This is a genomic window from Francisella sp. 19S2-4, assembly GCF_036281795.1.
In the GTDB taxonomy this organism is placed as follows: Bacteria; Pseudomonadota; Gammaproteobacteria; order Francisellales; family Francisellaceae; genus Francisella.
This window is the reverse complement of sequence record NZ_JAWUZH010000010.1, coordinates 36,601-54,105: the sequence shown is the minus strand read 5'-3', so window position 1 is coordinate 54,105 and position 17,505 is coordinate 36,601. Positions and strand designations below refer to the sequence as shown.

Sequence of the window (17,505 nt, the reverse complement as noted above, 5' to 3'; positions counted from 1 at the left end):
TAAAATACTAATATCTGTAACATCTGTATTTTACAAAATATATCTAACAATTTGGGATATTAATTCAACAGTCTTTTCAATGAATTATTTTATTTAAACACCTCACTAATGTTTAATTTTATTTAACAAAAGTTAACTAGATAGTATATTTTTATCGAAGAATATCCTTAGTATGATTATTTACGTAACCAAGAATAGTGAGATTATTTTTTAGTCTAAACCAAGTCTACTAGACTAGTTTTAACTATTCTTACAAACATTCAAAAAAATACAACTATGTAAATTAAATACATTAGGGAGATTTTCTATGAAAAAAACTAAAATTCGTATAATAACAGCATTTCCAGTTAACGAACAAAACCCAACAAGGACAATTGATGATATTATACATTTAGAATCTGATAGTATCGAACTATCAATTTCCTATAACCAGTGTGGCGCAGAATATTTTAATAGCGACGTAGAACAGTTCTTATCGATAGGAGGAGTTGCTCTCGAAGCACAAAAAGCTGAAAAAGAAGGTATTGATGCCGTAGTCATTGAATCAGGAGGAGATACTGGAATTGAAGCGTGCCGTGAGCTTGTTAAGATTCCTGTAATAGGCTTATCTGATGTTGCATTTCGAGTTGCTGGTATGTTGGGTAGAAAATTTGGCCTAATTACTGCTGATGATTGGCAAGGATATGCTACTGAAAGAGTAATTCATAAATATGGTCTTGCGAATAAGTATTGCGGTGAGTTCAAATCAATTAAATCACTACCTTTTTGGGTAGATGGTGAAAAAAATACTAGCGTCTTAGATAAAGCATATCAAGCTGCAACTGTCATTATTGAAAAATATAATATAGATACAATTGTATTTAGTGGGAGCTACTTCTTTGGCTTTTCTGAAAAGTTAAAAGACTTATTATTTAAAAATGGGGTTGGAGATATTGTAATTATAGAACAAATGCCGTTAGCTATTAATTTTGCAGAAGCAATAGTAAAATCTAAACTATTACATAGTAAAAAAATATATGCTTCTCCTAAGATACAAACAAATATTCATGGTTATTTAAATATCCATGAAACACCGTTATCTGTAGTAAACGATAAATCAGACGTTGATAAACAAATCTAATCTTATTTTTTAGTTGCATTTACAAAACCTCTAGTTATTAGCTGAGGTCTTGTTATAGCTAAACCAATTACTAAAACATATGCTCCAGCACCATAAGCATTTTTTGCTTCTTGATGTGTTAATCACCTTCAGCTATTTGGGTTCTTTATAAACTTTGAAAAAAACCTCTTTAATATCTAGTAATTTTTATTTAGTTTCTATTTTAATGCTCTCGTGTACTTTCACGCTAAAACAACAGATACTAATTATCAATAGATTAACCAAGACTAAAAGATAAGCACCTTAATTATTACTAGTATTTTTTTAAAAATAAGATTTTAGAGTGATTAATAATTAAATTTATTGCTTTATTTATTCTTACTAGTAGAAAAAAAAGCCACTACACTAATAGCAAATATAAATGGTAATATTAAAGCATTTATAACTGTCACAACAATATTCTGCATACTCATTTCTAATGAATTCATTTCTATATTCATATTTTTTAAGATATAAATTAAACCAAAAGTAAGTAATGGCTTTATAATCATAAGAGCTAAGATTGTTATTGTTACTCTAAACATATAGAAAAAATTATTTTTCACTATCCAAAAATTATTAGATATTGATTCAAAAACACTTTTCTGATCTAAAAGCACAGCAGGCATTACTGTCAAAAATAATAATATCGTTATAAATATGCCAATATATTGTAGAAACATTGTCAATATTGTCATTGCAATCATAGAAAGTATAAAAACTCCTATAAAAGGAAATACTCTTTTTGAAAATATTTGTAACGCCACTCTCATAGCTTCAGATATTTTCATTTCATGCTTAACCATAATTCCTTGAAGTATGATTATCATCGCATAAACGAATATCGTTGCGATCATTATTATTAAAACCATTAATGCCAAAATATTTCCTCCAGGGAAATTATCTGGTAGACTCTCACCCCCACTCTCAACAAACTCAGCCATCCCATGCTGCATAAGATATACAAAACAAAATTCAGATATAAATGAAAGCATAAATGCTAAAAGAAAAGTAATCTTAAACCCTCTTTTATATATAGTTGTTGCAAGTGAAATTGTTTCTTTAAAATTTAAATTACTCATATCAAAAATACTCTATTAATAAATAAAACAAGCTAAAATATAACATAATTTTAAATATTTTGTGATCTTAGAACAAAGATAAATAATAAACTTAAAAAAGTTTAATAAAAAAACTTGTAAAATCTCACATCAATACCACCTTATATTAAATAAGTTATTTTAACAACGCCGAATAAAGGAATAATAAATATGGAAACAATGAAGGGAACTACTATTCTTTGTGTTAGAAGAGGAAATAAAGTAGTAATCGGTGGCGATGGTCAAGCAACTTTAGGTCATACTGTAGCAAAAGATAATATTGTAAAAGTTAGAAAATTAAATGGTGGTAAAGTACTTACAGGCTTTGCAGGATCTACTGCAGATGCATTTACACTATTTGAAAAATTTGAACAAAAACTAGAATTCTATCAAGGAAACCTTGAGCGAGCAGCTGTCGAAATGGTTAGGGAATGGCGCTTAGATAGAATGTTAAGTAAACTAGAAGCTATGATTATTGTTGCAGATGAAAAATTATCACTTTTAATATCTGGTGTTGGCGATGTAATGGCAGCAGATAAAAATGATATCATATCTATCGGTTCAGGCTCTACTTATGCTCGCTCTGCAGCTACTGCTCTTGTTGAAAATACAGATTTTTCAGCAGAAGAGATTGTTAGAAAAAGTCTTACCATTGCAGCAGATACTTGTATTTATACAAACCATAATTTCACTATAGAAAGTTTAGAAAACAAAAAAGGATAGTTATACCATGGCAGAAATAATGACTCCAAAAACAATCGTACATGAATTAGAAAGACATATTATTGGTCAAAATGATGCAAAAAAAGCTGTTGCTATTGCATTACGTAATAGATGGCGTAGGATGCAACTTGATAGTGAAATGCGTCAAGAAGTAACTCCTAAAAATATTTTAATGATTGGACCAACTGGTGTTGGTAAAACAGAGATAGCTCGTAGACTTGCTAAACTAGCTGATGCTCCTTTTATAAAAGTAGAAGCTACAAAATTCACAGAAGTTGGTTATGTTGGTAAAGATGTTGAATCTATAATCCGTGACTTAGTTGAAATGGCTGTAAAAATGAAACGTGAAGATGCCAAAAAGCAAGTTACTGAAAAAGCAGCTAAACTCGCTGAAGATAGAATATTAGATGTTTTAATTCCACCTGCAAGAGCAGCAGAATCAAAAGTTGGCTTTGCTAATGAACCAGTTGAAGAAGCAGCTTCTAAAAAAGAAAAAGAGAATAAAACTCGTGAGATTTTTAGAAATAAAATAAAAAATGGCGAACTTGATGATAAAGAAATTGAAATTGAAGTAGCTGCTGCTCCTAAAAGCATCGGAGTAATGGGACCTCCAGGAATGGAAGATATGACAAGCCAGCTTCAAGATTTATTTTCTAGCTTAAGCAGTGATAAGAAGAAAAATAAGAAAATGAAAATCAAAGATGCTATTAAACTTGTCCAAGATGAAGAAGCTGCAAAACTGATTAATGAAGAAGATATAAAAGCTCGCGCTTTAGAATCAGTTGAGCAAAATGGTATAGTATTCTTAGATGAAATTGATAAAGTTTGTAAAAAATCTAGTAACTCTGGTGCTGATGTGTCTCGTGAAGGTGTTCAACGTGACTTACTACCTTTAGTAGAAGGATCTACTGTATCAACAAAATATGGCATGATTAAAACAGATCATATTTTATTTATAGCATCTGGAGCATTCCATGTTGCAAAACCATCAGACCTTATTCCAGAGCTACAGGGAAGATTACCAATCAGAGTTGAATTAAGATCTTTAGAAATAGAAGACTTTGTTAGAATCTTAAAAGAACCTGATTGCTCTATCCTTAAGCAATATATAGCTCTTATGAAAACAGAAGGTGTTGAGTTGAGCTTCGATGAAGATGCTATCAAAAAAATTGCTGAGATATCTTACCAAGTTAATGAAGAAGTTGAAAATATCGGAGCTAGAAGACTACACACAGTTATGGAAAGACTTTTAGAAGAAATATCTTTCGATGCTCCTGAGCTTGATAATAAGACTATTAACATAACTACTGAATATGTTAACGAAAAACTAGGAACTCTAGTTAAAAATAAAGATCTAAGCCAATACATTCTATAGTGCCAAACTCCATATGGCAAATACTTATTTTTTGTCGTATAATTATCTCTTGTTTTAATTACAATCACTTAAAATGTCAATAAATTTTTCATTATTTAAAAATGCCTCAAGGCTTTTGTTAATAACTCAACTTGTTTCAACGATAAGTTATGCTGTTCTTTATTCAACCTTAGTTTTATTTATGACCCAAGGGCTTGGATTCACAGTTACTAAAGCAAGTGCTATTATGGGAGTTTTTGTTGCATTTAATTATGGTCTTCACCTTCTAGGTGGTTATGTAGGTGGTCGATTAATTAGTTATAGATCTCTTTTCTTAATAGGCATGGTACTACAAACAATTGCCTGTTTATTCCTATCTTTTCCATCTACAGAAAATCTATATATTGCTTTAGCATTATTCTTATCAGGAAGTGGTATGAATGTCCCTTGTATAAATATGATGCTAACACAGCAATTTGAAAATGATGATAACAGTAGAGAAAGCGCTTTCTACTGGAATTATGCTGGAATGAATGTTGGCTTCTTTATTGGCTTTACAGTTGCTGGCATATTCCAGCAAGATAATAGCTATAATATTCTATTTCTTCTAACTGCTATTACAAACGTTATTGCCTTTATACTTTTAGCAACAAGTTGGAATACGGTTGCAGATAGAACAACACCTCTAGTTAAAAATGTTGAAAAAATTGGGACACATATCTTACTAAAAAATAACTCCTTTGCTATTATCATTATACTTTTAGTAATTGCCTTATTATTTTTAGCATTACAGTATCCATTAAATACAAACTATATTGTTCTTGGTATTGGTATATTGCTACTAGCTATGTTTATTCCTATAGCAAACGCTCAACGGGAAAAAGAACAAAAAGAAAAAGTTTATGCTTATTTTATACTAGCATGTTTTGGTCTTGTTTTTTGGTCTGCTTATTCACTTGCCCCTATGGCATTAACGGTCTTTACTGAAGCAAATGTAAATAGACACTTTTTAGGCTTTTTAATGCCAACTCAATGGTTTCAAAACGTAAATACTATTGTTATAGCTATTGGTGGTATGATGCTTCCAAGTATATTAATAATAGTTCGTAAGCGCTTTATTTTCTCTTTCCCAATGCAGTTTTGTTTTAGTATTATCTTTATGGCTATAGGTTTCCTAATGCTTATTATAGGCATACTTTGTGCAAGTACTGCTGGCTATACTGCAGCGATATGGTTAATACTTAGTTATGTTTTCCAATCTATAGGTGAACTGCTTATTGGACCTACAGGTTATGCTATGGTTGGTAAGCTTGCTAGCCCAAAACTTCAAGGTTTAATGATGGGATCATGGATGGTTGTTACAGGAGGCACATCTGGAGTTATTGCAAGTTTATTATCAATGTTAGTTGCTTCTCCAGATATACATGCAGCCCCTACTGAAACAAACTCTAGTTACTTAATCTTATTTTCTGTCTTAACTTTAGTTGCTGCTATATCTGCATTCTTTATGTATCTAATAATCCCTCGTATTAGAAAACTTGCTCATATCTGAGTATATTATCTATATTTTATCCAAACTATATTCTATAATTTATTAAACACATTATATTGAGTTAATATTTTGTTAATGACTTTTCGAGAAAAATACTCAAAATATATACCTCTCTTTATTTCTATAACTTTAACATTAAATGGCTTTATTACTATACTAGCTGTTGCCATACCGATCATTAATAAAATTTTCTCAATAAATCTAGATACAAATATCCCATCAGATTTATATGATATAGGCATGAAATATAATACTGGCTTAGGAGTATTTTTACCTCTTATTCTTGGATATTTTATGATTATAATTGCTAGAGGTATCTATCTTAGAAAAAGATCATTTTGGTTTTTAGCTGTAATATTTATATGTTTATCTATTATTGGAGACTATGTCCAAGATAGACATATTTCATATAATGTCGCTTTTTTTACTCATATAATAGAAATTATTTTATTAATAATTTTTAGAAAAACTTTTAACAAAAAAAACTCAAGAAAATTTACTTTTTACCAATTTGTTTTAGCAATTACATTTTTCTTAGCTATCGGCTATAGTGTTATAGGACTGTATTATTTAAAAGATCAATTTGATGGTATAAAAACCATTTCTGATGCTGTCTATTTTACTATAGTTACATTTAGCACCGTTGGATATGGTGATATACACCCTATAACTGAAGAAGCCAAGCTTTTTACCGTATCTATTATGATTATGGGAATAGGATTATTTGCAACAATTATAACAGTATCTGCTGGTAGTATTCTTGGAAAAATTACTGAAAAATTTAAACAAAAAGATGGAGCCCTTTTAATGAAAGATCATATTGTAATTTGTGGCTATACAGAAATTACTAAATGCTTAATAAAAGACTATCTAGAATCTCATATTGATAATCTTGTAGTTATTGAAAAGAATTATCTACAAAAATTTGTAAATATTGATATGGAACAGAAAAAACACTTTATAGATGCTGAATCATACGATTATGATGCTCTAAAAAAAGCTAATATAGCTAATGCAAAAAGTGTTTTTATATTAAATGAGAAAGATTCTGATAATATTTTAACTTTACTTGCAATAAAAGAAGTATTAAAAGAACTTCACAAAGATTCTCAACCAAAAATATCTATTAAATTAGATAAAAATGAAAGTATTAGTATAGCTAATAACATAGGAGTTGATCAAATAGTATCACCTACTAAAAAAATTGCCGAAATGCTTATAAAATATAAATAATTTCATCAAATTATACTTAATATAAGTTTATACTATGTTATTATCTTGTTTATAAATTCTATATGAAAACTTGGTATTGGAGTTAAACCATGGAATACAATTACGATATTATTATTATAGGTAGTGGACCTGGTGGTGAAGGTGCTGCTATGAAAGCAACAAGAAATGGTCAAAAAGTAGCTATTATCGAAGATGATGCTATTGGTGGAGGTTGTAATAACTGGGGCACAATACCAAGTAAAGCTCTAAGGCAACTTTCACGTGAAATTTGGCATAACCATAAACATTATGATTTCCCTGAAATGCTTGATACATCATTCGAGATTGTTCTAAAGCAAAGAGAAATTAAAAGAAACCGCTATGCCGAAAATGAAATAGATGTATTTTATGGTTTTGCAAGCTTTCTTGATAAACATAAGATAAAAATTTCGCGTAAAAATGGCTCTACTGAAATTATTACTGCTAAGAAATTTATATTAGCTACAGGATCACGTCCTTATCATCCAAATGATATTGACTTCTCACATCCTCGAATTTTAGATAGTGATAAACTATTAGAACTAAAAGACCAACAGCTCAAATCTATTACAATCTATGGCGCTGGGGTAATTGGTTGCGAGTATGCCTCTATTTTAGGAACACTTAATATCCAAATAAATCTTATAAATACTAGAGATAAATTAATGTCTTTCTTGGATAATGAGATTATTGAGACTCTTACTAATCACTTTACAGTGAACCAAAAAATACACCTAATCCATAATGAAACATACAAAAGTATTAAAGCAAAAGGCGATAAGGTTATTACCACTCTTAACTCTGGAAGAATTATAGAATCTGACTATGTTTTATTTGCTTTAGGTAGAGCTGGCAACACAGAAGGATTAAACCTAGATAAGATCGGTGTTGAATATAATCCTCAAAGAGGTCTTGTTCAAGTAAATGACAACTATCAAACTACTCAAAGCAATATATACGCTGTTGGCGATGTTATTGGTTTTCCATCTTTAGCATCATCAGCCTTTAACCAAGGAAGATTTGCTGCGACACATATTATAGATGGTTCATGTAACGATAAATTAGTTGAAGATATTCCAACAGGGATATACACTCGTCCTGAAATTAGCTGTATTGGTAAAACAGAAGAACAACTAACTAGTGAAAATATTCCATATGAAGTTGGACGCGCATATTTTAAAGATTTAGCTCGTGCGCAAATATCAGATAGCGTAACGGGGATGTTGAAGATACTTTTCCACCAAGAAACTTTTGAAATTCTTGGAATCCATTCATTTGGACATAGGGTATCTGAGATTATTCATATTGGACAAGCTATTAAGTCAATGCCTGGAAAACATAACTCTATAAAATATTTCTTAAATACTACTTTTAACTACCCTACTATGGCTGAGGCTTATCGTATCGCAGCCATTGATGGTGTTAATAAGCTAAGAACTAAAAATGGCTTAATTATCAAGAAAGAGAATAAAAAAGAAAAATAAAACTTATGCACTACGACATTTATATAATATTTCTTTTTATTTTTCTATTTGGTGCTGCTATTGGAAGCTTTTTAAATGTCGTTATTTATAGAGTTCCAAACAAGCTTTTTTCTGAAGAAAAAGCTATTGCTCGAGAAATACTAGATCTACCAGAGGAATCTTCTTCTGAAAATTTTAACCTATTAACCTCATCGAAATGCCCTAAATGTAATAATAAATTAAAATATCGTCATAATATTCCAATATTAGGATGGTTTATTTTAAGAGGAAAATGTTATTTCTGTCATAAAAAAATATCTTTTGAGTATCCTTTAATTGAGTTTATTACTGCGATTACTTTTGTTGGTATATTTTATTATTTTGGATTTACAATACAAAGCCTTGCTCTTGTTGTTTTGAGTGTTTTCTTTATCCCATTATTTTTTATAGATGCAAAACATAAGATACTTCCTGATTCTTTTACCCTAACTCTTTTATGGATAGGAATCATACTTAATTACTATAATGTCTTTACAACTTTAGAGTTATCAGTCTGGGGAGCAATTATAGGCTATCTCTCATTATGGGTTGTTTTTTGGATATATAAAATTTTTACTGGCAAAGAAGGTTTTGGTTACGGTGATTTTAAGCTTTTAGCTGCAATAGGAGCCTGGTTTGGCTACCCTATGCTTTTATATACTATATTTGCTAGTTGTATATTTGGCATAATTATTGCAATTATGATAAATATTATAGGACGTAGAACAAACATAATACCTTTTGGACCTGCAATAATTTTAGCTGTATTTTTTTATCTGCTGACTAAAGATAATATTTATGTATGGTATAATCATATTATGTTAATTGGTATTCAATAAAATCTCTAAAATGCAAAAGAAAAATTTTACTATTTTAATATTAGTTATTATTATAGCTGTATTGATATTATACATATTTAGTACTACTAGCCTTAACAAATCATTATCAGAAAATAAGCAAGGTCTATATATTGTTGAGCAAGCATTCCCACAATATAAAGTTATCAAAACATTTGATACAGGACTTCACCTTGAGGCTTATATTCTTCAAGATAAAAAAGACCCTAACAAACGTACTGTCACATTCACAACTGAAGACGGTAGCGTAATTGTAAATGGTCAACTTTTAGCTTGGGATAGAAGTGCAAATAAACTCACGAGTCTAAATCAGATATATACAAATTATTTCACATCAAATCCTAAAGCAAATGAATTATATTTAAATATAAAAAAATATGCTTCATATATTCAACAAGGTAGCAATGATGCTCCACATAAATTTTATGCTGTAATTGATCCAAGTTGCAGCTACTGTAATCGCCTTTTTGAAGCAACACAACCTGCAATAAAATCAGGCCAACTAGCTGTGCGTTGGATTCCTTTAGGAGCATTACATAATAGTCCAGAAATAGTAAGAAGCTTATTCAACTCTCAAGATCCTTTAGAAGCTCTAATTAAATATCATGAAACAAAAACTTATGATAAAAATAAAACTCAAGCAAATGAGAAAGCTGAAAATAATATGAAGCTATCTAAGTATATCCAAGGATTCCCTACGATATTATATAAAACTCCTCAAGGAGCTTTAAAGATATCAGGTGGAAATAAGCTACCGTTAACTGATGCAAAAATTGCTGAAAATGATAATATCCAAAAAATTAATGAATTTTTACTTCTAACATCAAACCAATTCTAATTTATTAAAATGAAAAAAATAATTTTTACTTTACTATCTCTTTTTATTATAAATTTATCTTTTGCCACGAATAATGAAAATGTTCATATATCTAATGATATACATGAAATAGAAAAACACTACGGTGGTAAGGTTGGTGTTTATACTATAAATCGTAATAATTTTAGTAACTTTTCACATAATGAAACTTTTTACTTCCCTATATGCAGTATTTATAAGTTTCTTGTCGTTGGTGCTATTCTTAAAGAAAGTATGTTAGATAAAAACTTACTGAATGAAAAAGTTAGAGTTTCAAAAAATCAAATAGTTGGATACTCTCCTATTACAGAAAAATATATTGGAAAAGAAATTTCAGTTAAACAACTTTGTAAAGCATCTATTCTAAGTGACAATACTGCAACAAACCTTCTAATATATAAGCTAGGAGGATTAAAAAAACTAGATGCATTTATTCTATCTTTAAAAGACCATGCTACAAAAATCACTGCTATAGAGCCTAAAGTAAATAATGTTAGCTTAACTAATAATCTAAATAAAACTACTCCAAAAATAATAACTAGAGATTTAAATAAAATTGCCTTTAGTGACGATATTCTTGATAAAAAACATCAAAGCCTGTTTAAAAAGTGGTTAAAAGAGAATAATACTGGTAGTAATCGCATAGCTGCAGAAATTCCAAAAAATTGGAAAATTGGTGATAAGACCGGAACTTGTGATTATGGCTCAACAAATGATGTAGCTATTGTTTGGCCTAATGATTCTGATCCAATAGTAATGTCTATCTTATATACTCAACCAAATAAAGATGCAAAACCTAACGATAAGGTCATACAAGAAGTAGCTAAGATATTATTTAATAATTTTAATACCAAAAAGAATAAATAAAATGCCTAAAATAAAAATGATTGTTGGCCTAGGAAATATAGGTAAAGAATATGAGAATACTCGTCATAATGTTGGTGAATGGTTTATCTCAGAGATAGCTAAAGAACAAAGTGAAAGTTTTAGTTCAAATTCAAAATTAAATTCAAATATAGCTAAAGTTAGCCTAGCGTATAATAATGTTATATTAGTATTTCCAACAACATATATGAACAATAGTGGCCTAGCTGTTAGTAAAGTAGCTAACTTCTATAAAATTGAACCTGAGGAAATTCTTGTTGCTCATGATGAATTAGATATAGATTGTGGCCAGATTCGTCTTAAAAAAGGTGGTGGCCATGGAGGCCATAATGGGCTTAGAAGTATCCATCAACATTTAGGAACTAATGAATATTTACGCCTAAGGATTGGTATTGGCCATCCTGGTCATAAATCAAAAGTTTCAAATTATGTTTTATCAAACCCTTCTATCCAACAGAAAAACTTGATAGATGAATCTATTAATAATGCTATGTGTGTTTTAGATGATATAATAAACTACAAACTTGAGCCTGCTATGCAGAGACTTCATACTAAATAAATATTACTTCTCTAAAATATAGAAATATAAGGAATTAAAATATGGGATTTAAATGTGGTATTGTTGGTCTACCAAATGTTGGTAAATCTACTCTTTTTAATGCTTTAACTGAAGCTGGTATTGAAGCAGCTAACTACCCTTTTTGTACAATTGATCCAAATGTTGGTATTGTTTCTGTACCTGATCAAAGACTTAATGAATTAGCAAAAATTGTTAATCCAGAAAGAATCTTACCTACCACAATGGAATTTGTAGATATTGCAGGACTTGTTGCTGGAGCAAGTAAAGGAGAAGGTTTAGGTAATAAGTTTTTAGCAAACATTCGCGAGACTGATGCCATAGCACATGTAATAAGATGTTTTGAAGATGATAATATTATTCATGTAAGTGGAAAAGTTGATCCTATTGATGATATCAATACTATTAATATGGAACTAATATTGGCAGATATTGAGTCTTGTGATAAAGCTATCCAGAGATTCTCAAAAATGAAAAAATCTGGTGATAAAGAAGCTCTTGCAAAAGCAGATTTTTACACAAAATTAAAAGAGCATCTTGAATCTGAAAAGCCAGCTAGAACATTTGAGCTTACAGAAGATGAAGCTAAGTGGCTTAAGCAAACTCCTTTACTAACTAGCAAACCAGTATTATATATTGCAAATGTTAATGATGATGGTTTTGAAAACAACCCTCTTCTAGATAAAGTTATCGAATATGCTAAAGCTGAAAACTCAAATGTTGTACCAGTTTGTGCAGCTATGGAACAAGAGATCTCTCAACTGGAACCAGAAGAAAAACTTGAGTTCTTAGCGGATATGGGACTTAGTGAAACAGGTCTTGATCGTGTTATCAAAGCTGGTTATGCTCTTTTAAATCTACATACATATCTTACAGCTGGCGTAAAAGAAGTCAGAGCCTGGACTATACCAGTTGGAGCTACGGCTCCTCAAGCAGCAGGTGTTATTCATACAGATTTTGAAAGAGGCTTTATACGTGCTGAAGTTATCTCATATAATGACTATATTCAATATAAAGGTGAAAAAGGCGCTAAAGAAGCTGGTAAGGCTCGCTTAGAAGGAAAAGAATATATAATGAAAGACGGCGATGTTGTAAACTTTAGATTTAATGTCTAAACTACAATATTTATAACTTTACTCAATATGATAAAAAAAATAGCAAATTCTTATACTATTGTCATTAGCCTATCAATTATTATAATTACTGGTTGTAATGCAACCTTTAGCCTTCCAAGTTATCAACTAAATGGTACATACTACAATCCTGATTATTCTGACTATAGTAAGGATGATTTGATCCATCGTTATTTCAATCAGAGTGTAGAACAGATGGAAACTAGTCCTTATACTTACCAAGGTCAGTATTATGAGGAAACTGGTTATACTCAACCAAGCCCATTTATGCAAAATATTAATTGGAATAGGATGGGCTCAGCCTAGCTTTATAAAATATTAAGCTTTATTTAAATACTACAAAGCAATATATTAATCATCTCAAATAATATGAAGTTATAAAATAAGCTTTGATTTATTTAAACATTAGGAAACTCATATTTCTTTAGTTTATCTAAGCAACATTGACGGATAGCTTTTTTATCTATGTCTTGAAATAAGGCACTAGTACTTAACACAAAGACATTATGAAAGAAATTTATTAATATTTGAGACTGGATATTTCGATTTAATTGATAAAAATTTCTAAGTCCTTTCATTATAAAAGTTATCCCAGAATTATCTTCGACATTAATTCTTCCACTATATTTTTTATAATTACCCTCTTTATTAGCAAATAATTTAATTTCATTGATAATTTTTTTAATAACTTCTTCAGTAGGTCCATTAACCAACTCGATAGATACTGAATCAATTTCTGTATAAAACTCCATAATCCTATTATAGCCGCTATTTCCATGTACATGTATGATTCCATAATATAAATTCTTTTTATCATAGTTCTCTAAATACTGAGTAATTGATTCAAGAATCATATTTCTCAAACCAATAATTTCCTTATAATCAGATGAAATAATATCTATGCTATTTCGAAGATAGTTTTTAGAAAAATTACGATAATTTTCACCATAAATATAACCATTATAGTTATGGTAAACTATTTTATTGTCACTATATTCCTTGCCATGATTAAAACGTCCCGTAAATAAAAACTTATTATCTACTCTTGATTTACTTGAAAAATCACTAATTTTAAATGTATTTTTATTTATTTGATCTCCAAAGCTAATTACTACAGTATCGTTATATGCTATAACTGCACTTTTGGTAAAAGACTTTTGATCAAGTTCTTCCATCAAATTTTCTGCAAAGTTTTGAGCATTACAGACAATTAATTTTATCTGTAAATTTTTTTTAGCTCTTTCAGGAATATGCTTTGCAAAAATTTCTGCTAAATCCTCATAATAAATTTCAAAACTTAATAATTGATTATCTCCAGGCATTTTTATGTTTTGAATAATGCAATTATCATTTTTTTTACCATGAGCTTCAATATATATAATAGATCCTGGTTCTAGTTTTGAAAATACTTCTTGTATCATTTCTATTGCGACTTGATAATTAGTTTTATTATTATCATTAATATTTAATTTTTTATCTTTATATCTAACATCTTTTCCTTCAAATGGAAAATTAATTCTAACAAATGGAATTGTTTCATAAGGTAATTTCTTAGAGTTAATTTTGATTTTATAACTACGATTTAAGGATTTATCTGCTTGATAAAAAAACGATTTAATGGTTCCAAAACTACAATCGCCCATAAAAGATATATATACCGCTCTAGCAAATTTCATATAAATTACTCTTTTATAAAAATAATTTGAAGAATAAAGTATATTTATATCTAAAATATTTAATAATTGTTAAAAAATGTAAATGCTTTTATTATAGGATATTAAGCTTTATTGAAACAATTTTATTATCTACAATATCCGTAATTTCTAATAAAGTATTATTATATTTAATACAACATGCGCCAGATGGTAAATTTTCAATTTCTTCAATTATAAGACCAGAGAGTGTCTTAGCATCTTCACTTTCAAACTCAATACCTATATGACGGTTTATTTCCCTGAGAGTTGCACTACCACCAATTAAATAACTATTCTCATCAACTTTACGGATATTATTATTTACATCAAATCTATCAGAAAATTCTCCAACAATTTCTTCCATAATATCTTCAATAGTTACTACTCCTGTAACATCACCGTACTCATCAACAACTACCGCAAAACGTTTACTTTTTTTCTGAAAATTTATTAGCTGAGCCTGTAAAGAAACAGTTTCAGGAATAAAATAAGGCTGATGTGCAATCTTACGCAAATTAGCTCTAGTAACATTTAATTTCTTTGAAGAAATTAATAGATTAATTATATCTTTAAGCTTAATAATACCTATTATATTATTAACACCATTTTCACAAAGAATTATATTTAATGATTTAACTTTTGAAATTCTAGTTAAAATCTTATCCATCGAATTATTCAAATCAATATATTCTATTTTATTAAAATGAGTCATTACTTCTTGAACTAATATTTTATCTAGCTCCAAAACACCTAAAAGCATATTTTTATTTTTGGCACCTAGTTTTGCATTTGACTCATGCACAACCGTGTGAATTTCTTCTTTATCTAGAGATTCATTATTTACAGGCTCCATTTTAACTCCAAAAATTTTTAAAGTTAGTCTTGAGACTGTACTTAAAAAGATTACAACTGGATACAAAACCAACATAATAAACTTAAGAGGTAGAGAAAAAGGAAATGCTAATCTCTGAGGATATATAGCCGCAAATGATTTTGGGATTATCTCACCAAACACCAATACCAATATTGTTACAACGATTGTTGATATTAATAAACCAAAGTCACCAAAATGGTCTTCAGAATATGATGAAATAACTGTACCTGCAAAGATATTAGCAAAGGTATTACCAATTAAAATAGCTACTAAAAGCTTTTCAGGATTGCGAACTAGAGATAAACTTCTTTTTGCAGCTCGATGATTTTTTTTTGCTAAATGCTTTAATTTATATTTATTCAAAGCCATCATTGCAGTCTCAGAGCTTGAGAAAAATGCTGATGTACAAATAAGAATAAATAATATAATAACTACAGAATAAGTACTCATATCTTCAATTATAAAACTAATAAGTAACTATTCTAACACAAGATTTTTTCAAAAAAGAAGATTAAAGATAAATAGATAAATAGATAAATAGATAAATAAAACTTATACTCTCATAAAGTCAGCATGAACTAACTTAACTTTATATGGATGTCTTTGTAAAGCTTTGATTATAACTTTTTCTTCTTGTCCATTAATATCTAAAGTTATTTCACTTGAGAAAAATGCTTTATCTTCAGTAGAGTGTAATACTTTATCATGATCTATAAGTATAGATACAGCTTCTTTGTCACCACCATATACAACAGCTGGGATTTTACCAGCTCTTCTTAGACGGCGGCTCGCACCAGTACCTAAGTCATCTCTTTTTTCTGCTTTTAATACGAAATTTGCCATTGTTAGATTCCTTTTATATTTTTTATTTCTTTAATAAATAATCTTGTTAACCTATGCGACCCTAGATTAACTGTGCTATTGTAGTAGATTACGGTTATTAATTCAAGTGATTAATCAACTAGACCATCCGTTCTAAATATATCACTTACAGACTCTTCACCATTTGTCTTCTCCACGATTTGAGCTAATAGTGGTGCTAATGATATAACTTTGATTTTACTACAAGCCTCAGCATGAGGTTTAAGAGGAATAGAATCCGTAACAATAAGCTCTTCAATAGCTGAGCTTTGTATATTACTAATAGCATCTCCAGAAAGCAGAGGATGTACACAAAAAGCTGAAACTTTTGCTGCTCCCCCTTTCTCAATTAAAGCTTTAGCTGCTTGACACATAGTTCCACCAGTATCCATGATATCATCCACAAGAATACAGTGTTTGCCTTCAACTTCACCTATTATGTTCATAACTTCAGCAACATTTGGTTTAGGTCTTCTTTTATCAACAACAGCTATTTCAACGCCTAAATTTTTAGCAACAGATCTTGCTCTAACAACTCCTCCCATATCAGGAGAAACGATTTTAATATTATCATATTTAGCAGGATTATTACGCACGTGCTCTAAAAATATCTTTGTTGCAAATGCATTATCAAATGGAATATCAAAGAAACCTTGAATTTGTTCTGCATGAATATCAACAGATAAGATTCTATCTAAACCAACAGCTTGAAGCAGATTTGCAACGACTTTAGCAGAGATAGGAACCCTAGCAGATTTTGATCTTCTATCTTGTCTTGCATAACCGAAATATGGTAATACAGCAGTAACTCTTTCAGCAGATGATCTTTTAAGTGCATCAATTAGAAGAATTAGCTCCATTAAATTATCTGATGGTGGACAAGTTGATTGAATTACAAAAACATCTTTACCACGGACATTTTCATTTAGCACCACTTGTATTTCACCATCTTTAAATCTATCAACAGTAGCATTACCTAACGTTGCACCTAACTCTTTAGCTACTTCACAAGCCAGCTTTTTAGAAGCATTACCACTAAAAATCATCAAATCTTCAGACATCTTATCAAAACCTTCAAAATTACACATATATTCAGTTACTAATTTTAATGTTTTTTTTCACTATTGAAAGATACAATTAATAAATTT

The 17,505-nt window shown here is 29.6% G+C and carries 17 protein-coding genes and 1 pseudogene; 12 read left to right on the top strand and 6 right to left on the bottom strand.

Translation table 11 applies throughout. From position 1 onward, the window contains the following. The first annotated feature begins 307 nt into the window (after positions 1–307). The gene (locus R8535_RS03680) at positions 308–1,120 is read left to right on the top strand and encodes an aspartate/glutamate racemase family protein (protein ID WP_329496586.1); all 813 of its coding nucleotides are present in this window, start codon (positions 308–310) and stop codon (positions 1,118–1,120) included. 2 nt (positions 1,121–1,122) lie between these two features. On the opposite strand, the pseudogene R8535_RS10855 reads toward R8535_RS03680, so the two are convergent. Beyond that, positions 1,123–1,227, bottom strand: a pseudogene (locus R8535_RS10855) (hypothetical protein); the annotation flags it as partial. A gap of 240 nt (positions 1,228–1,467) precedes the next feature. Next, positions 1,468–2,220, bottom strand: coding sequence for a hypothetical protein (locus R8535_RS03675; protein WP_329496588.1), 753 nt, complete (start codon positions 2,218–2,220; stop codon positions 1,468–1,470). A 189-nt stretch (positions 2,221–2,409) separates the two neighbouring features. Between R8535_RS03675 and hslV the strand changes: the two genes are divergently transcribed. The 11 genes from hslV (at position 2,410) to R8535_RS03620 (ending at position 13,234) form a co-directional block, all read left to right on the top strand. Then, positions 2,410–2,961 (top strand): ATP-dependent protease subunit HslV, encoded by a 552-nt coding sequence (gene hslV, locus R8535_RS03670; RefSeq protein WP_329496590.1) that lies wholly within the window; start codon positions 2,410–2,412, stop codon positions 2,959–2,961. Positions 2,962–2,968: 7 nt separating this feature from the next. After that, positions 2,969–4,336, top strand: coding sequence for an ATP-dependent protease ATPase subunit HslU (hslU, locus tag R8535_RS03665; RefSeq protein ID WP_329496592.1), 1,368 nt, complete (start codon positions 2,969–2,971; stop codon positions 4,334–4,336). Between the two features lie 73 nt (positions 4,337–4,409). After that, complete coding sequence (locus R8535_RS03660; RefSeq protein WP_329496594.1) at positions 4,410–5,867, top strand: peptide MFS transporter; 1,458 nt, start codon at positions 4,410–4,412, stop codon at positions 5,865–5,867. A 75-nt stretch (positions 5,868–5,942) separates the two neighbouring features. Continuing rightward, positions 5,943–7,100, top strand: a complete 1,158-nt coding sequence (locus R8535_RS03655) for an ion channel (RefSeq protein WP_329496596.1) — start codon at positions 5,943–5,945, stop codon at positions 7,098–7,100. An 89-nt stretch (positions 7,101–7,189) separates the two neighbouring features. Continuing rightward, complete coding sequence (sthA, locus tag R8535_RS03650; RefSeq protein WP_329496598.1) at positions 7,190–8,602, top strand: Si-specific NAD(P)(+) transhydrogenase; 1,413 nt, start codon at positions 7,190–7,192, stop codon at positions 8,600–8,602. 5 nt (positions 8,603–8,607) lie between these two features. Then, on the top strand, positions 8,608–9,459 hold the full coding sequence (locus R8535_RS03645) for a prepilin peptidase (RefSeq protein WP_329496600.1): 852 nt from the start codon (positions 8,608–8,610) through the stop codon (positions 9,457–9,459). A 10-nt stretch (positions 9,460–9,469) separates the two neighbouring features. Continuing rightward, positions 9,470–10,315 (top strand): DsbC family protein, encoded by an 846-nt coding sequence (locus tag R8535_RS03640; protein ID WP_329496602.1) that lies wholly within the window; start codon positions 9,470–9,472, stop codon positions 10,313–10,315. A 9-nt stretch (positions 10,316–10,324) separates the two neighbouring features. Next, positions 10,325–11,200 carry a class A beta-lactamase gene (bla, locus tag R8535_RS03635; RefSeq protein WP_329496603.1) on the top strand — a complete coding sequence of 292 codons (876 nt, stop codon included), beginning with the start codon at positions 10,325–10,327 and terminating at the stop codon, positions 11,198–11,200. A 1-nt stretch (position 11,201) separates the two neighbouring features. Beyond that, positions 11,202–11,777 carry an aminoacyl-tRNA hydrolase gene (gene pth, locus R8535_RS03630; protein ID WP_329496605.1) on the top strand — a complete coding sequence of 192 codons (576 nt, stop codon included), beginning with the start codon at positions 11,202–11,204 and terminating at the stop codon, positions 11,775–11,777. Between the two features lie 41 nt (positions 11,778–11,818). Further along, complete coding sequence (ychF, locus tag R8535_RS03625) at positions 11,819–12,910, top strand: redox-regulated ATPase YchF (RefSeq protein WP_329496607.1); 1,092 nt, start codon at positions 11,819–11,821, stop codon at positions 12,908–12,910. 27 nt (positions 12,911–12,937) lie between these two features. Continuing rightward, complete coding sequence (locus tag R8535_RS03620) at positions 12,938–13,234, top strand: hypothetical protein (RefSeq protein WP_442902159.1); 297 nt, start codon at positions 12,938–12,940, stop codon at positions 13,232–13,234. Between the two features lie 92 nt (positions 13,235–13,326). On the opposite strand, the gene R8535_RS03615 is transcribed toward R8535_RS03620, so the two are convergent. The 4 genes from R8535_RS03615 to R8535_RS03600 form a co-directional block, all read right to left on the bottom strand. Continuing rightward, positions 13,327–14,604 carry a hypothetical protein gene (locus R8535_RS03615; RefSeq protein WP_329496609.1) on the bottom strand — a complete coding sequence of 426 codons (1,278 nt, stop codon included), beginning with the start codon at positions 14,602–14,604 and terminating at the stop codon, positions 13,327–13,329. Positions 14,605–14,695: 91 nt separating this feature from the next. Continuing rightward, positions 14,696–15,946 carry an HlyC/CorC family transporter gene (locus R8535_RS03610; protein WP_329496611.1) on the bottom strand — a complete coding sequence of 417 codons (1,251 nt, stop codon included), beginning with the start codon at positions 15,944–15,946 and terminating at the stop codon, positions 14,696–14,698. 102 nt (positions 15,947–16,048) lie between these two features. Further along, positions 16,049–16,339 carry a 50S ribosomal protein L25 gene (rplY, locus tag R8535_RS03605; RefSeq protein ID WP_329496613.1) on the bottom strand — a complete coding sequence of 97 codons (291 nt, stop codon included), beginning with the start codon at positions 16,337–16,339 and terminating at the stop codon, positions 16,049–16,051. A gap of 110 nt (positions 16,340–16,449) precedes the next feature. Next, complete coding sequence (locus R8535_RS03600) at positions 16,450–17,418, bottom strand: ribose-phosphate pyrophosphokinase (protein ID WP_329496683.1); 969 nt, start codon at positions 17,416–17,418, stop codon at positions 16,450–16,452. Positions 17,419–17,505: the final 87 nt, after the last annotated feature.

Bases quoted from the DNA above. Each gene is read 5' to 3' on its own strand.
- R8535_RS03680 (WP_329496586.1), top strand. From the start codon at position 308: ATGAAAAAAACTAAAATTCGTATAATAACAGCATTTCCAGTTAACGAA.
- R8535_RS03675 (WP_329496588.1), bottom strand. From the start codon at position 2,220: ATGAGTAATTTAAATTTTAAAGAAACAATTTCACTTGCAACAACTATA.
- hslV (WP_329496590.1), top strand. From the start codon at position 2,410: ATGGAAACAATGAAGGGAACTACTATTCTTTGTGTTAGAAGAGGAAAT.
- hslU (WP_329496592.1), top strand. From the start codon at position 2,969: ATGGCAGAAATAATGACTCCAAAAACAATCGTACATGAATTAGAAAGA.
- R8535_RS03660 (WP_329496594.1), top strand. From the start codon at position 4,410: ATGTCAATAAATTTTTCATTATTTAAAAATGCCTCAAGGCTTTTGTTA.
- R8535_RS03655 (WP_329496596.1), top strand. From the start codon at position 5,943: ATGACTTTTCGAGAAAAATACTCAAAATATATACCTCTCTTTATTTCT.
- sthA (WP_329496598.1), top strand. From the start codon at position 7,190: ATGGAATACAATTACGATATTATTATTATAGGTAGTGGACCTGGTGGT.
- R8535_RS03645 (WP_329496600.1), top strand. From the start codon at position 8,608: ATGCACTACGACATTTATATAATATTTCTTTTTATTTTTCTATTTGGT.
- R8535_RS03640 (WP_329496602.1), top strand. From the start codon at position 9,470: ATGCAAAAGAAAAATTTTACTATTTTAATATTAGTTATTATTATAGCT.
- bla (WP_329496603.1), top strand. From the start codon at position 10,325: ATGAAAAAAATAATTTTTACTTTACTATCTCTTTTTATTATAAATTTA.
- pth (WP_329496605.1), top strand. From the start codon at position 11,202: ATGCCTAAAATAAAAATGATTGTTGGCCTAGGAAATATAGGTAAAGAA.
- ychF (WP_329496607.1), top strand. From the start codon at position 11,819: ATGGGATTTAAATGTGGTATTGTTGGTCTACCAAATGTTGGTAAATCT.
- R8535_RS03620 (WP_442902159.1), top strand. From the start codon at position 12,938: ATGATAAAAAAAATAGCAAATTCTTATACTATTGTCATTAGCCTATCA.
- R8535_RS03615 (WP_329496609.1), bottom strand. From the start codon at position 14,604: ATGAAATTTGCTAGAGCGGTATATATATCTTTTATGGGCGATTGTAGT.
- R8535_RS03610 (WP_329496611.1), bottom strand. From the start codon at position 15,946: ATGAGTACTTATTCTGTAGTTATTATATTATTTATTCTTATTTGTACA.
- rplY (WP_329496613.1), bottom strand. From the start codon at position 16,339: ATGGCAAATTTCGTATTAAAAGCAGAAAAAAGAGATGACTTAGGTACT.
- R8535_RS03600 (WP_329496683.1), bottom strand. From the start codon at position 17,418: ATGTCTGAAGATTTGATGATTTTTAGTGGTAATGCTTCTAAAAAGCTG.